This window comes from Gulosibacter sp. (assembly GCF_052090685.1).
Taxonomy (GTDB): Bacteria; Actinomycetota; Actinomycetes; order Actinomycetales; family Microbacteriaceae; genus Gulosibacter.
Map to the genome: position 1 here is coordinate 1 of NZ_JBQDBE010000008.1, position 12,408 is coordinate 12,408.

12 protein-coding genes are annotated in these 12,408 nt (G+C 62.6%); 1 reads left to right on the plus strand and 11 read right to left on the minus strand.

All coding sequences use genetic code 11. From position 1 onward, the window contains the following. Positions 1–61 precede the first annotated feature (61 nt). The 10 genes from ACTHXA_RS06615 to ACTHXA_RS06660 all read right to left on the minus strand — a co-directional run bounded on the left by ACTHXA_RS06615 (position 62) and on the right by ACTHXA_RS06660 (position 11,343). Complete coding sequence (locus ACTHXA_RS06615) at positions 62–583, minus strand: YceD family protein (RefSeq protein ID WP_441670610.1); 522 nt, start codon at positions 581–583, stop codon at positions 62–64. 48 nt (positions 584–631) lie between these two features. Next, the gene (coaD, locus tag ACTHXA_RS06620) at positions 632–1,135 is read right to left on the minus strand and encodes a pantetheine-phosphate adenylyltransferase (protein WP_441670612.1); all 504 of its coding nucleotides are present in this window, start codon (positions 1,133–1,135) and stop codon (positions 632–634) included. A gap of 34 nt (positions 1,136–1,169) precedes the next feature. Next, the gene (locus tag ACTHXA_RS06625; RefSeq protein WP_441670614.1) at positions 1,170–2,513 is read right to left on the minus strand and encodes a Dyp-type peroxidase; all 1,344 of its coding nucleotides are present in this window, start codon (positions 2,511–2,513) and stop codon (positions 1,170–1,172) included. Between the two features lie 5 nt (positions 2,514–2,518). Beyond that, positions 2,519–3,130, minus strand: coding sequence for a copper chaperone PCu(A)C (locus tag ACTHXA_RS06630; protein ID WP_441670616.1), 612 nt, complete (start codon positions 3,128–3,130; stop codon positions 2,519–2,521). A 48-nt stretch (positions 3,131–3,178) separates the two neighbouring features. Further along, complete coding sequence (locus ACTHXA_RS06635) at positions 3,179–3,868, minus strand: copper resistance CopC family protein (RefSeq protein WP_441670618.1); 690 nt, start codon at positions 3,866–3,868, stop codon at positions 3,179–3,181. Positions 3,869–3,909: 41 nt separating this feature from the next. Next, positions 3,910–4,542 (minus strand): hypothetical protein, encoded by a 633-nt coding sequence (locus tag ACTHXA_RS06640; protein ID WP_441670620.1) that lies wholly within the window; start codon positions 4,540–4,542, stop codon positions 3,910–3,912. Between the two features lie 75 nt (positions 4,543–4,617). After that, the gene (locus ACTHXA_RS06645) at positions 4,618–6,696 is read right to left on the minus strand and encodes an ATP-dependent DNA helicase RecG (protein ID WP_441670889.1); all 2,079 of its coding nucleotides are present in this window, start codon (positions 6,694–6,696) and stop codon (positions 4,618–4,620) included. A 71-nt stretch (positions 6,697–6,767) separates the two neighbouring features. Further along, positions 6,768–9,104, minus strand: a complete 2,337-nt coding sequence (locus tag ACTHXA_RS06650; protein WP_441670622.1) for a DUF3488 and transglutaminase-like domain-containing protein — start codon at positions 9,102–9,104, stop codon at positions 6,768–6,770. After that, entirely contained in the window at positions 9,101–10,366 is a 1,266-nt protein-coding gene (locus tag ACTHXA_RS06655) for a DUF58 domain-containing protein (RefSeq protein ID WP_441670624.1), read from the minus strand. Before ACTHXA_RS06655 ends, ACTHXA_RS06650 begins: the two co-directional genes overlap by 4 nt. A gap of 5 nt (positions 10,367–10,371) precedes the next feature. After that, positions 10,372–11,343: an AAA family ATPase gene (locus ACTHXA_RS06660; protein WP_441670626.1), complete on the minus strand. Its 972-nt coding sequence runs from the start codon at positions 11,341–11,343 to the stop codon at positions 10,372–10,374. Between the two features lie 55 nt (positions 11,344–11,398). Here ACTHXA_RS06660 and rsmD point away from each other — a divergent pair, with 55 nt between their 5' ends. Next, positions 11,399–12,007, plus strand: a complete 609-nt coding sequence (gene rsmD, locus ACTHXA_RS06665; RefSeq protein ID WP_441670628.1) for a 16S rRNA (guanine(966)-N(2))-methyltransferase RsmD — start codon at positions 11,399–11,401, stop codon at positions 12,005–12,007. Here the strand turns inward: rsmD and ACTHXA_RS06670 are convergent. After that, positions 12,004–12,357 carry a carboxymuconolactone decarboxylase family protein gene (locus ACTHXA_RS06670; protein ID WP_441670630.1) on the minus strand — a complete coding sequence of 118 codons (354 nt, stop codon included), beginning with the start codon at positions 12,355–12,357 and terminating at the stop codon, positions 12,004–12,006. The two genes, rsmD and ACTHXA_RS06670, sit on opposite strands and share 4 nt — an antisense overlap. Positions 12,358–12,408 lie beyond the last annotated feature (51 nt).

Genomic DNA, 12,408 nt, shown 5'->3' on the forward strand with positions numbered 1-12,408 from the left:
CTACTTGAGGCAACGAATCAACCTTCCCGGAGGTATTGACATGAGGCAACAGGCCCCGACTTTATCCCCGGTCTTCGCCCTCTTCGAGTAGGTCCCTAAGCTTGTCCCAGCGTGGGTCGGTGGATTCCTCGGGTTCAGGAAGGGGTTCGGTGAGTTTTTCACCGGTGTCCGGGTCAAGTCCGAGGCAACCCGGCTCACACAGGGGCTGAAATGGCAGTTCCAGCACAACCGCGTCGCGAATCGGTCCCTCGAGATCGAGCAGGTCCTGCTTGATCACATATTCGACCGATTCTTCGGGCTCATAGCTATACAGCTCGGTCACCGTGCCCGACCACGATTGCGAAAGGTCCTGCAGGCAACGACTGCAATTACCGGTGAGGGTCCCCGACACATCGGCCGTGGCCAGGATGCCGTCCATCAGCGTTTCGAGGCGCAGATCGATTTCCAGGACTGCGCCCCTATCGAAATAGATCATGCCTTCGCCGATGCGTTCCGGCACCGTGACGTCAAGTTCGAGTTCCCGCATAGTGCCCGGCCGGTTGACAATCGTGGCCACATTCACGGCATACGGTGAAGTTGTCATGCCGCGAGTCTACGCCCTGCGCGGGGCTCGAGAGCTACCGCTTTCGCTCTAGGCGATGATGTTCGGATCGGTGTCGCCCTGCAAAAACTCGCGGACTACTTCGGGAACGTACGGAGACACATCCCCACCCAGGGATGCAACCTGTCGCACGAGCGAGCTCGAGACGTGTGCGTGCTGCGGGTTGGGCATCATGAACATCGTTTCGATGCGCGCGAGGTTGCGGTTGACGATCGCCATGGGGGTTTCGTAGTCGACGTCCTTTGACCCGCGCACGCCCTTAACGATGACGCTGGCGCCCACATCGGTGCAGTAGTCGACGAGCAATCCGACGCTCCACGAGCGCACCACGATATTGTCGGGTGCGCCCGTTTCGAGCAGTGCCTGCTCGATGAGTTCGAGCCTGCGGGCGATCGGTATCATCGCGGTTTTGTCCGGATTGTGCACGACGAGCACGTGCACTTCATCGAATACATTAGCGGTGCGCGCAACCACGTCGAGGTGGCCAAGCGTCACCGGATCGAAGGACCCCGGGACAACTGCAATGTTGGACATGCGCTCTATCGTATTAGGTAACAACCTGGACACGCTACGCGGCGAAGAGGGTGTCCCCCACAAACCCACCCGCGGCAGGCACCGGAGGTACTGCAAATACTGCCGAGCCAATCGGAACGGTCCATTCATTGAGTAAATCGGCTTCGGCGAGTCGCTGCTGAATCGGCACGAACTGGGTCACCGGATTCGCCTGCACCGCACCAAACAGCAGCCCCGAGTCCGAAACCGCCGCGCCCATCCCTCCCACACCCGAGACCGGATGGTCGTAGTTATAGGTAAGTCGGTGGAAGCGTTCACGCGGGTCCTCCGACCGCGAACGTCGAATGTGGCTGGCCGGATTGATGACCGTAAAGCCCTGCGGGGTGAGTGCCTCGAAGTCGGGTTCGTCGTGCTCCGCCGATCCCGTCAGCGGTGCACCGGTGTCGAATCGCCGTCCGATCGCGGCATCCCTTCCTGGCACATCCACTTCATCCCAGGTCTCCATATTCATTTGGATACGTCGCAAGACAAAGCTGGTGCCACCGGCGAGCCAGTCTGGCGCGGCTCCGCCAAGCCCGGTTGTCCCGTTGTGGCCAACCCATACGAGTTGGTCGAAGTCCTCGGTTCCGGGTTGCGGGTTCACCGTGCCATCGATCTGCCCGAAGAGGTTGCGCTGCGTCGTTCCGGGTTTCAGCGAACCGCGTGCGTTTCGGAAGCCCGGCTCTTGCCAGCGGATCGTTGTGTATGCCCGGAGGTCCTTCAGGATCATTCGCTGCGCGTGTGCCAGGGTGAGCGGATCATCGCAGGCAATGAGCACAAGCAGGTCGCCGCCCGACCAGGCCTCCTCGAGCCTGTCAATCGAGAACGCGGGCAGCGGTTGCAGCCAGTCTGGACGGGCATTCGGATTCACCAGGTCGACTAGTCCCTGACCGAAACCGAAGGTGATCGACAACCCCGCGGGGGTTTCGGCGAGCTGGGGCTCCTGGTCCCCGATCGGCGCGTAGCCGGCCATGAGCCGGTTTGCGTCTTCGGTCAGGATGCCCAGCAGAGCCGCGAGTCGGCCGCGGTCGACGGCCTCGTTCAGGTCGGCAGCGATGAATACCGCGTGTGCTGGTGGCTCCGCCTGGAATCCACGTGGGTGACGATCGCTCGGCGGTGCCGTGTCCGTACCGAAGGTTTCCTGTCCGGTGACGCGCTGCACTGCAACCCCTCCCGCGAGAAGGGCTGCAGCGCCAACGCCAAACCCGGCCGCGCCGACGAGAACATCCCGTCGACGCGGCCCGATCGGGTTCGCGGCGCGCTTTTTGGCGTCGCCGCTCTGGTCAACACCGCTCGGTTGATTGGCACCGCTCGGTTGAGCAGCACCGCTCCGTTGATTAGCGCTGCGTTGTTTCGACATTGCGATTATTCGTGATCATGCTCACTGTGGTCATGCTCTTCGTGCTCGTGCTCGTGCTCGTGCTCGTGCTCGTGCTCGTGCTCGTGCTCACTGTGATCGTGCTCGGGCGCATAGGTTTCTTGCGCCCCGGTGTACTCCTTCGCGATCGCGTCAAATTCGTACTCCTCGCCGGAATCCGTGGTGAGCGTCACACTCACCGTGTCGCCAGGCAGAATCTCGCCCGTCAGGCTCATGAGCATGATGTGGTTGCCACCGGGTTCAAGGACGTAGTCCTCCCGTGCTGGCACGGTGATGCCGCCCTCAATCTCTTGCATGACACTCGAGCCATCTGACTGCACGATGGTTTCGTGCAATTCGGTCATGTCGGCAATATCCGCGGAGGCCGACACAATCGTGAAGTCCTCGTCGGTGATGTTGCTGATCGTGCCGAAGACCCCGGTCATGTCGGTGTCGGTGGCTTTAATCCAGGGGTCGGCAATGGTGAAGACGTCGGTCTGCTGGATGTCGGTTCCCGCTTCGGGTTCAGTCTCGGTTGCGTTGCTGGCGCATCCGGTCAGAACCAGGGCGGAGATGAGTATTGCGGGCGCGACAACGCGCCGCAGGGTTGCGGTAGTCATTTTCTGAAGTGCTTTCTAGAGAAGTGGTATGTAAAAGGAACCGTCGAGCTAGTTGCTCGAGTCACCGGTTCCCGGACCCTGCCCCGGAGTATTGCCTCGACGCATCCGCATGATGAATGCCACGATCGCACCGGCGGCAACGAGCAGTGCAACGCCGCCGAGCGCGAATGTCATCCACGGCGCCATGCCGCCCTCCGAGTCAGCCGCCTCTGGGCTGCCGAACTCGCCACCGTTTTCGGTGGAGTCGCCCGGAACTGCACCCGGAGCGATTTCCTGTTCGGCCGCCTCGTCGCCATTCTCGGCGGCAGCGTCGGCCGAGTCCGCAGCGGGTTCTTCCGCGGCTGGATCACCAGCTACCGAGAAGTTGATCGTGCCCGAGATCGGGTGGCCGTCTTGTGACACGACGCGCCAGTTGAGCGCGTAGGAGCCTGCCGGAAGTTCCGGCAGTGGCTGCGTGAGGGTGTCGTAGTCGGTCGTAAAGGTCTCTGGCAGTTCAATTACTTCGGAAGTGTCGGCGTTCACGAGTGCAATTTCCGCGCCGATCTCAACAACTTCGGCCGAGAATCGCAGCGTTGCTTCGGTCGGTGACTGCGCAAGTTCTTCGTCGGGAAGCGGCGAAGAATCAATGAGTTGGTCGTGTGCTGTCGCCGCCCCGAGGGGGGATACAGCAAAGAACAGTGCCGCGAGCGCGAACACTGCGAGCACGAAGAAGCGTGGTTTTTGGATACGTTGAATCACGTGTGGTCTCCGGTTCAGGTAAAGAAATAGTCAGCTTGCGATTACGCAAGGACCGGAGGACCCCTCCCCTGCACCAGCGCAAAGACTCTTGCGGCAAGTGGGCGAATGAGCGCGGTATCTACGCGGATGCGCGGCACTCGCGGGAGCGCACGGGTCGCGTCGACGACGCTTCCCCATTCGCCAATTTTCGTGACGGCCGTACCTAAGGCGTGCACCAGGCTGCGCAGCAGCGCCTCGCCGTACCAGACGCATCCTACCGTGATGACGGCGGCGGCAAGGTGCGCGAGCAGCATCCAGACATCGACGCCAATGACCGCACCCGAGGATGCGACCGTGAGGTCAAAATGCCCGCTGCCGTGGTGGTGAGCGTGCGCTGAGGTGTCGCCTGAGACGGTGACCGAACCGGTACCGGCCATCGCGAAGAAGGTGTGGAAGAGTGCCTGGCTGGCGAAGATTGCGGCGCCTGAGCGAACTCGGGTAAATTTCCGCCCCACCAAGGGCACGCTGATAGCTGCCGCAATGACAATGGCAACCCCGAGCGCAATCGGCTCCGGCGTATTTCCGTGCGCAATGCCGTGGAACAGGGCCGCAGGTACGGTGGCGACAACGCCCAGTCCCCAGCCGCGCGCGAGCGTCAATGGCCCGTTGGCCCGGCTCGCATCCCGCTCAGTCATATCTGACCAGTCTACTCCGCGGGAATCGCACTCACGAGGCAGGCTGATTGACGGGCAGCCGCCGACAAAATACGTCTACCCCATCTCGAGGTGCGCGACGACCTGTCCGGAGAGTCGGCGCAGCGCGGCCTTGAGTTCCGGCGCCTTCTTGAGGTCAGGATCGAGTTCGAGGAAGGCAATCGCTGCCGCGCGCGCTTCGCTAATGACTTCGCCATCCTTGGTCACGCGCAGCACCTTGAGTGAAGATTGTCCGCCCGACTGCCTGGAGCCGAGCACATCCCCCTCACGGCGCAACTCGAGGTCGCGTTCGGCGAGTTCGAAGCCGTCAATGGTGTCTGCCACGGCCGACACCCGCTCATAGGCAAGCGAAACCGGTGGTGCCTCGGTCACGAGCAGGCACACCCCGGGGTGCTCGCCTCGTCCGACGCGACCACGTAGCTGATGGAGCTGCGAAACGCCGAAGCGGTCCGCATCCATCACCACCATGACCGAGGCATTCGGGACATTCACTCCGACCTCAATCACGGTCGTGGCGACCACGATGTCGATCTCACCCGCGGCAAAGTGCCGCATCACCGCATCCTTTTCATCGGCCGACATGCGACCGTGTAGCGGCTCAATCTTGCGCCCGCGGAACACCGGATTTTGTTGCAGTAACTCGAGCATTTCGGCCACCGACATCGCGGTGGAGTCTTCATTCTCGCCCGGTTCAATCGAGGGGCACACCACGAAGGCTTGGCGGCCGGCGGCGAGTTCTTCGGCAGTGCGCTCCCAGACGCGGCTGACCCACGTGGGATGCTCAGCCAAGCTGACGACGAAGCTCGAGATTCCGGCGCGGCCGGCGGGCAGTTGGCGCAGAGTTGATACTTCGAGGTCACCGAAGGTGGTCATCGCAACCGTGCGCGGGATCGGTGTTGCGGTGAGCACCAGCACGTGCGGATTCGTCTTCCCCTTGCGGCGGAGCGTCTCCCGCTGTTCGACGCCGAAGCGGTGCTGTTCGTCGATGACCACGAGGCCGAGATCTTCGAATTCAACGCCCTCGCTGAGGAGCGCATGCGTCCCCACGACAATGCGCGCATCCCCGGTCACCAGCCGCAGCATCGCCTTCTGCCGTTCCGCCTTGGTGAGTGATCCGGTGAGGAGCGTGGGCATGAGCTGTGCCGCAAGGTCGGGCCCGAGCGCCTCGGTGATGGAACGGAGGTGCTGATTAGCGAGCACTTCGGTGGGTGCCAGAAGTGCCGACTGACCACCCGATTCGGCCACCTGCAGCATGGCTCGAACCGCAACGAGGGTCTTTCCAGATCCGACTTCACCTTGCAGGAGTCGGTGCATCGGTTCTTGCGTGGCGATTTCACGCGCGATTGTCTCTCCGACTTCGTGCTGATCCTCGGTGAGCGAAAACGGCAGACTCGCGTCGAGCTGCGTGACGAGCCCGTCCGTGCTCAAGGGGCGCGGTGTCGCGGGATTCGCCATCGCGACGTATCGCTGCTGTAGGAGCGCCGCCTGCAACAAGAACGCTTCGGTGAACTTCAGCGTCACCAACGCGCTGAGCACGTCATGGTCGGTCTTCGGTTGGTGGATGCGCCGAATGGCCGAGTCGTAATCGAGTTCAAATCGATGCGCGCGGATTTCAGCGGGGACCGGGTCGGGCACTTCCGGGAGGAGGTCGAGCGCATTCACGATGAGTTGGTGGATGCGCCAGGTCTGCATGCCCGCGGTCGCCGGGTAGACCGGCAGCGGCCGCTTCACAAACTCCAGGAAACCCTCATCGGTGTCGTACTCCGAAAAGAGCACGCAGTCGGGATGGGTGAGCTGCGGTTTGCCGCGGTAGAGCTTGACCTTCCCGGAGAACATCCCGCGCTGACCGGGCTGCAGTTGCTTCACGCGCCACTGCTGATTGAAAAAGGTCACGGTGAGCGAACCGGAGCCGTCACTGATCTCAATTTCCTGTCGCGTCCCGTGGCGGCTGCGCATCCGATTACTCGTCGCGCTCACGACGTCCGCGAACACGGTCACGTGGACATCGTTTTCGAGTTCGCCCAGCTGCGCATGCTCCCCGGGTTTCTGGTGGCGTCGCGGCAGATAGGTGACGAGGTCCCCCACTGTCTCCAGCCCGAGCTCCACCCGTACCTCCGTCGCATCCGCCTCGGACATGACGTGTTCGATGGGCGACTCCAGCGTGACCGGCTCTCCTCGGTATCCGAGCGGTATGTCTTCGCGCGGGCTCACTTGCGCCTCCGAGATACAACGGATGCGGGGAACCACTTCGCGCGACGACGGACTTTTTCGTTCGCGTGCTCGAGCATTCCCGCCCGAACCGCTTCCACATCGCGCCAATACACGGGCTCGTGTTGCGGTCGCTCGGGGTCGGCGAAGGCCGCGGCATCGAGTGCGATGCCGAGTCGGCGCAGCGCTTCGGCGCGTTCGTCGCCGGGCATGAGTCCGATCGTGGTGGCGAGTCGGCCGATCATGGTGCCGGTGGTGCGGCCGCGCGGGAGCCGCAGCTGCAGGTCCGTCGCGGTGTCGAGCACTTCGTGCCAAGCGGCTGCGGCCGCATCCTGCTCGCCAGCCGACACGGTCGCTTGCCGTTGCTTCGTGGTTCTGGCGCGCAGCAGTCGAGGCAGGAACACGAGGGCCGCCAGGATCAGCAGCACAATCACGATCGCCCCGATCGTGATTGCGGTACCGAGCCAGTCACTGTCGGAGACATCGGCGCGACTATCGTCTTCCGTGCTCTCCGTGGGGTCTTGCTCTTCGCCGGCATCGGTGGGTTCGGGCTCCGATTCGCCACTTTCCGGGGTCGGGGTGGGGGTCGGCGCGAAGGATTCCTCGGGCGGCGCCTGAGTCTCAGCGGGGTCTTCCACCTCCGCGACTTGGGTCTCGCCGATGCCGGAGCTCGGGGTGGTTTCGAACGGTACCCAGCCGTAGCCCGGGACGTAGAACTCCGCCCAAGCGTGCAGGTTGTCGGTGGTCACCGAGTACACGGGCTGACCAATATCATTCACGCTCGTGAAGGTTCCGGGGGTGAACCCGACTTGGATGCGTGTGGGGATGTCGAGGAGGCGACCCATGATTGCCATGGTGCTCGAGAAGTGCACGCAGTAACCGCTGCGGGTTTGCAGGAACTGGTTGATGACCTCGAGGCTCGTCCCGTCGTAACCACCGGAGACCGGAGCCTGCTCGGAGTAGTCGAATGCGCCACCGGTGAACCAAGACTGTAGCTGCAGCGCTTTCTCGTACTGCGTCGCATTCGGGTCGACGACTTCCTCCATCGCGGCTCGAATTGAGTCGAGGGCGGGGTCTTCGGGGAGTTCGAGATAGTGAGCGAAAGGCTCCCCGGAACCGAAGTCAATGTCCAGCATGACCAGTGTTTCTTCGGTCGGACGAGGAATCACGCTGTCCACGTGGAAGCTCTGCGCGAGCGCATCGCCTGCCATATTGCGGATGTTGCCGGTCTCGGCATTCCAGCCGTATTCACCTTCAACGGTACCGAGGCGAAGGGGGTTCGAAGGATGCGGCAGGTAGGCACTGACACCCTGCTCCATGACGATATTGCTATTGACCTCGAGGAGATCGAGCTCGTCCTCCGATTCCAAAGGCAGCGGGAAATCTTGTATCGGCAGCGGTAAATCCGCCTCACCCAGGATTTCATCCGCGGTGAATTCACCCGGTTGCCACTCGGTCTCCGCGTCGAATTCCGAGAGCGTCACGAGCGAGAGATAGGGCAGCTCGCCCGCGGTTTGCGAGGTTGCGTAGCGCAGCACCTCAACGGGGGTGTTGCGTCGGAGGTCATCACCGAGGTCAATGATCGGGTTGACACGGTTCGTCGAGATGGAGGTGTTCGGGCCGAGTGCCGTCCACCAAATACCGCTCGGCCCGGGCGCCAGAAGAGCGATTAACAGCGCCACGAGCACCGTGAGCGCGCCGGTGCCGACGGTGCCGAGTAGGCCACCGGACCCGCGGCTTTCGAGTGAGAATCCCGTATGAGAGCGCTCTTCATCGGCAATCTGCTGCAGCCAGCGATGCCCCAGATACAAATAGAGCACCGTGATTACCGCGAAGAGTACCCAGTACCACCAGGATGCGGGTTCGAGGCCGACGGCGATCGGTACCACCACGATCGGCGCAATCGTAATCAACGCGGTAGCCGGTGCGCGCAGCACGCTTGCGAGCAGATCGGCAATGAGTGCAAGCAGTCCCATCGCCATGGCCATCACGAAGATGGTCGCGGGTGTCTCACGGAGCGGCGGTTGGTCGCTCGGGAGTTGTTGCACAAGGCCGGTAATTTGTCGGCCCACGGCGGAGAAGATATCGGTTACGCCCGAGGGCTGTGCCAGCACGAGTCCGGCAATGGCCCAAGCGATGAGCCCCACTACTATCCCGAGCAGTCGGGAGGTGGTGAGCCGTCGCGAGAGCTGCATGACTGCGAGCAGCACGATGATCGTGATCATGGCGGGCAAGAGCCATGCCCCGCCGATCACAATTGGGCTCGCGAGGAGTGCGCCGCTGCACATAAGCAGCATGAGCCCGATGGTCAGGAACCAGGAGCCGCGTTCTTTCATTCGGCAACTCCAAATCTCCGGATTGCGTCCCACGGGTTCCGCGCGGTCGTGTCCATGTGCACGACCTGCCAGCCTGCGTTGATAAACGCATTGATCGAATCTGCTCCGGCATCACGCGGCCCGCACAGCACCGCGATCGCTGGTGCGCCAAACTCGGCGAGCTCGAGGGCCGCCTCGTGGTTTGGTGCGTCAGCACGCGTCACCAGTACGAGCGGTCCGCGACCGATGCTCGCAACCCGAGCGCCAAGATCGAGGTAGTCATTGTCATCCTCGTGCTTGGCGGGCTGTACCAGCATGAGGTGACGCATCACGCGTCCCAGGTGTTCGGATGCGCTCGTGCGCATCAGCTCTGTTTCTTCCGGTTCGGTCTCGGAATGGGTTTCGAGCAGTTCCGTGTCGTAGCCGAGTGCGTGCAGTCGCGTGAGCACGGAGGCGACCACCGAGACGCCGAGTTCGAAACCGGGGTCGATGTACGGGTGCGTGGTCGGCATCGTGTCAAACACCACGAGGGCAACGACTTCGGCGTGGTGTTCTTCTTGCCGGACTCGTAATTCACCCGCTCGTGCCGTGGCTCGCCAGTGGACGCGGCGGAGCGCATCGCTGCGCCGGTACTCGCGGGTGACGACATCATCCGCATCCCCCGAACGGCCGAGCGCAACATCGGCTTCAGAGCCGGTGCGAAGTGCGGGAATGTCGAGCCGGTCCACGTCGTGGACGTGCGGCCAGACTTCAATTTGTACCGGGTCGCCCACGCGAATCACTCGTTTGGTGAGCCCGAGTCCGTCAATGTTCTCGAGAAACAGCGGCCCAATCTCGCTGATGCCGCGGCGCATCCTGGTGAGACCGTACGCGATGCGGCGACGGCGTCGGCCCTCACGAGGATGCAGGCGACTCGCGACTGCGGCAAGCACACCGGCGATGTGGTTGCTGTCGGTTCCGGTGACGACGTCCATATAGGTGGTCGGTTCCAGCCCGAAGATCGACTTATTGCGGACCTCGGCAACAACCCGGACGCGGTCACCGGCCGCGACCGTGGTGGGATATACCGAACGCTCCACCTCAAGCTTTGGGCGCGCGATGAGCCGCAGCAACAGCGTGAGCACCGGTAGCAGGAAGAGCGCGATGCCGAAAAAGCGCAGTTCGTTGACGCCGAAGAGTTCCGCCACCACGATCACCAGTGCCCCCGAGATCATGAGACCCCAGGCACGAGCGGTTGGTCGCAGTCGCCGTGCGCGCACCGGCTGCGTTTCGGGTTTTGGCATGTGGATTAGGCTCCGGTTGGCGCCGGGATTTGTGCCGCGATCTGCTCAAGCACGCGGCTCGATTCCACATAAGAACTTGATTTACGACCCGCACGGCTGCCAATCACAAGGCGGTGGGCGAATACTCGGACCAGCAGCGAACGCACATCGTCCGGAATCACATACGCCCGTCCCGTAATCGCCGCCGATGCCTTGGCAGCGCGGAGCAGGTGGAGCGATGCACGGGGGCTCACACCAACGCGCACGGCCTCGTGTTCGCGCGTTGCGCGAGCCAAGTCGACAACGTACTGCTTCACGCTCGGGGCGACGAAAACATCCTGCACCTGCGCGATCATCGTGCGCACCTGTGCTGCGCTCACCACGGGCGTGAGGTTCGACAACGGGTCGACCCGGTCACGGGACTCGAGCATGTGCAGCTCCGAGTCGCGGTCCGGATAGCCCATCGAAATGCGCGCCATAAAGCGGTCTCGCTGTGCTTCAGGGAGGGCGTAGGTCCCCTCCATCTCAGCGGGGTTCTGCGTGGCGAACACAGTGAACGGGTCCGGCAGTCGGTGCGTCTGGCCATCCACCGACACCTGACGCTCCTCCATGCATTCGAGGAGGGCCGACTGCGTCTTCGGCGAGGCACGGTTAATCTCATCGCCAATGACGACATTCGCAAATACTGGCCCCGGTTGAAACTCAAATTCGGCCTTGCGCTGGTCGAAAATCGCCACACCGGTCACGTCGCTCGGGAGCATATCCGGAGTGAACTGGATGCGGTTGACCTTGGAGTCCATCGCGCGCGCGAGAGTCTTCGCGAGCACCGTCTTACCGACGCCCGGAACATCCTCGACGAGCAAGTGGCCACCGGCGAGCAACACGGTCACCGCCATGCGCACCTGTTCGGGTTTGCCGACGACAACGCTCGACACTGCTTCCTGAAGTCGGCTGGCGTTTTCAAACAGCGCATTGGTTGGGGTGGCGTGTTGGCTCATGACGGCTATCTTTCCATGTCTGCGGGGATTGCTCCCCAAGACCTACTATCGAAATATGACGCGAATCATTGCGGGGGCTGCTGGTGGCACAGTACTACGGGCCTCCCACACGGGAACGCGACCGACCAGCGATCGGGTGCGCGAAGCTCTGTTTTCGGCGCTCGAAGCTGCCTTCGAATTCGAAGGTGCTCGAGTGCTCGATCTATACGCCGGCACGGGTGCGCTGGGGTTCGAGGCGCTATCGCGTGGTGCAGAATCGCTCACACTCGTCGAGCGTAGTGGGTCAGTATGTCGCCTTGCCCAGAAGAATGCGGATGTTGTGCGGGCCGCGATGAGCCGGAACGGCGCGGGCGCGAATGCCGCGGCCCCGATCACCGTGCACGAGTCGGCGGTGCGCACGTGGCTGACTCGCGCGAGTGGCGAGTTTGATCTCGTCTTTCTCGATCCACCCTATGACCTGAGTAACGCTGATCTGCTGGCCGATCTCGAGTTGCTGGTGCCGTACCTCAGCGAAGGAGCGCTCGCCGTCGTCGAGCGCTCCGTTCACTCAGGTGCGGTGGAGCTGCCCGCGGGCCTCGAGTTGTGGCGGGGCCGCGACTATGGCGACACCGTCTTGTACTTCCTCGAGCCGACCGAAAGGCAACTCGCGAACGATACTGCTTAGGCTTCGTTCTCGTGGTTGTGGATGCCTGAAAGCTTGAAGCCAAGGCGACCGTGCGCGTAGCCACCACCGGCACGAATGGCGGTCGCAACCCAGGCCGTCTCCGAGAGTTCCGTTTTGGTGGCGCCGGCGCGGACTGCGGCCTGGCTGTGTGCGTCAATGCAGTAGGTGCACTGCGTCGTGAGGCCGACGGCATAGGCGATGAGCTCGCGGTACTTCAGCGGAATCTCACGGCCTTCCTTCGCAAATACGGCCGCATCAAACTCACCAAAGGCCTTCAGGATGTCGGGAGTGGTTTCCTTGTAGTCCTTTGTGTAGTTCTTGTCATTTTCGCGGTCAAAGAATCCAGTCATCGTTTCTCCTTCAGTGCTCTCAAGTTGGGGCCCGTTCAGGCTAAAGCCCAT

Excerpts from the sequence above, each read along its gene's own strand:
- ACTHXA_RS06615 (WP_441670610.1), bottom strand. The coding sequence starts at position 583 with ATGACAACTTCACCGTATGCCGTGAATGTGGCCACGATTGTCAACCGG.
- coaD (WP_441670612.1), bottom strand. The coding sequence starts at position 1,135 with ATGTCCAACATTGCAGTTGTCCCGGGGTCCTTCGATCCGGTGACGCTT.
- ACTHXA_RS06625 (WP_441670614.1), bottom strand. The coding sequence starts at position 2,513 with ATGTCGAAACAACGCAGCGCTAATCAACGGAGCGGTGCTGCTCAACCG.
- ACTHXA_RS06630 (WP_441670616.1), bottom strand. The coding sequence starts at position 3,130 with ATGACTACCGCAACCCTGCGGCGCGTTGTCGCGCCCGCAATACTCATC.
- ACTHXA_RS06640 (WP_441670620.1), bottom strand. The coding sequence starts at position 4,542 with ATGACTGAGCGGGATGCGAGCCGGGCCAACGGGCCATTGACGCTCGCG.
- ACTHXA_RS06645 (WP_441670889.1), bottom strand. The coding sequence starts at position 6,696 with ATGTCCGAGGCGGATGCGACGGAGGTACGGGTGGAGCTCGGGCTGGAG.
- ACTHXA_RS06650 (WP_441670622.1), bottom strand. The coding sequence starts at position 9,104 with ATGAAAGAACGCGGCTCCTGGTTCCTGACCATCGGGCTCATGCTGCTT.
- ACTHXA_RS06655 (WP_441670624.1), bottom strand. The coding sequence starts at position 10,366 with ATGCCAAAACCCGAAACGCAGCCGGTGCGCGCACGGCGACTGCGACCA.
- ACTHXA_RS06660 (WP_441670626.1), bottom strand. The coding sequence starts at position 11,343 with ATGAGCCAACACGCCACCCCAACCAATGCGCTGTTTGAAAACGCCAGC.
- rsmD (WP_441670628.1), top strand. The coding sequence starts at position 11,399 with ATGACGCGAATCATTGCGGGGGCTGCTGGTGGCACAGTACTACGGGCC.
- ACTHXA_RS06670 (WP_441670630.1), bottom strand. The coding sequence starts at position 12,357 with ATGACTGGATTCTTTGACCGCGAAAATGACAAGAACTACACAAAGGAC.